The organism is Rhizobacter sp. P1_G5 (genome assembly GCF_056405435.1).
This window is the reverse complement of the sequence record NZ_JBFUCB010000968.1, coordinates 1-1,450: the sequence shown is the minus strand read 5'-3', so window position 1 is coordinate 1,450 and position 1,450 is coordinate 1. Positions and strand designations below refer to the sequence as shown.

Genomic DNA, 1,450 nt, shown 5'->3' with positions numbered 1-1,450 from the left:
GCTCGGCCCGTGTCGTCCAGCGCTGGCCCTTCCAGCCGACGTACTGGCGCTCGTCCTCGCACACGGGGCAGCGCTGCGGCGGCACGGCCGACAGCGCGAACTGGGTGCCGCAGGTGGCACAGATCGGGTGGTTCATCGTGGGCTCCAGGGTCTTGTCGATGGCCTCAGGATGCCGTTCAATGTGGTTCGTTTCCAGATCCACTTTCTGCCAGGATGAGCAAGCCACTTTTCGACCTGCGCCTCGAGCTGCCTGCGCGCGGCTCGGGCAACGTGCAGCAGGCACTGCACCACCAGCTGCGCGCCGCCATCGTCGACGGCCGCCTCGCAGCGGGCGCCCGCCTGCCCGCCACGCGCGAGCTCGCCGGGCTGGCCGGCGTGTCGCGCAGCACCGCGCTGGCCGCCTACGACCTGCTGCTCGCCGAAGGCTATGTCGAAGGCCGGCACGGCTCCGGCACCTACGTCTCGGCGCGCCACGGCGGCCCGGCGGGCGACGCCGCAGGCGCGTCGCTGGCCCACAAGCTGGCGGCGCCCTGGCGCGACAGCGCACCCGCACGCCCGTCGCCCCCGCTGCGCTTCGACTTCCGCATCGGCTACCCCGACCAGCGCCAGTTCCCGTTCGACGTCTGGCGGCGCCTCACTGCCCGTGCGCTGCGCGCCGCGTCGCGCGCCAGCGGCGCCGGCAGCGATCCGCAAGGCGACCCGCGCCTTCGCGAAGCCATCGCGCGGCACGTGTCGCACGCGCGGGCGGTGGCCTGCGATGCCGATGCGGTGGTCGTCACCGCCGGTGCGCAACAGGCCTTCGACCTGCTGGCCCGCTGCCTGGTGGCGCCCGGCCGCACGACGATCGCGCTGGAGAACCCGGGCTACCCGCCGCTCGGTGTCGCGTTCGCGCAGGCCGGCGCCCGCCTGCACGACGTGCCGGTGGACGAGCACGGCCTCTGCGTGGACCGCCTGCCGGACCGCATCGACCTGATCAGCGTGTCGCCGTCGCACCAGTCGCCGCTGGGCGTGACGCTGTCGGCGGCGCGCCGGGCCGCGTTGCTCGCGCATGCCCAGCAGGCCGACGCGCTGGTGATCGAGGACGACTACGACGGCGAATTCCGCCTCGGCGGCCGGCCGCTCGACGCGCTGCAGACGCTCGATCGCGGCCGGCGCGTCTTCTACGTCGGCACCTTCGCGAAGAGCATGTTCATGGCATTGCGCGTCGGCTTCGTCGTCGCGCCGCACTGGGCGGTGCCGGCGCTGGTGGCCACGCGGCTGGCGAGCAACTGGCATGTCCCGGCGATCAACCAGGCGGCGCTGGCCGACTTCATCGCCGAAGGCCACCTGGCGCGCCACGTGCGCCGGATGCGCGGCGTCTATGCCGGGCGGCAGCAGGCCTTGCTCGAGGCGCTGCGGCTGCATTTCGGCGAGCGGCTGCAGCCGCTGCCCTCGCTGGCCGGCCTGCACC

1 protein-coding gene is annotated in these 1,450 nt (G+C 73.9%); it reads left to right on the top strand.

Annotated features, from left to right (window positions below; all coding sequences use genetic code 11):
* Positions 1 to 213: 213 nt before the first annotated feature.
* Positions 214 to 1,450, top strand: a 1,237-nt coding sequence (gene pdxR, locus AC1D12_RS33230) for a MocR-like pyridoxine biosynthesis transcription factor PdxR (protein ID WP_477845361.1), incomplete at its 3' end; no start/stop codon positions are given.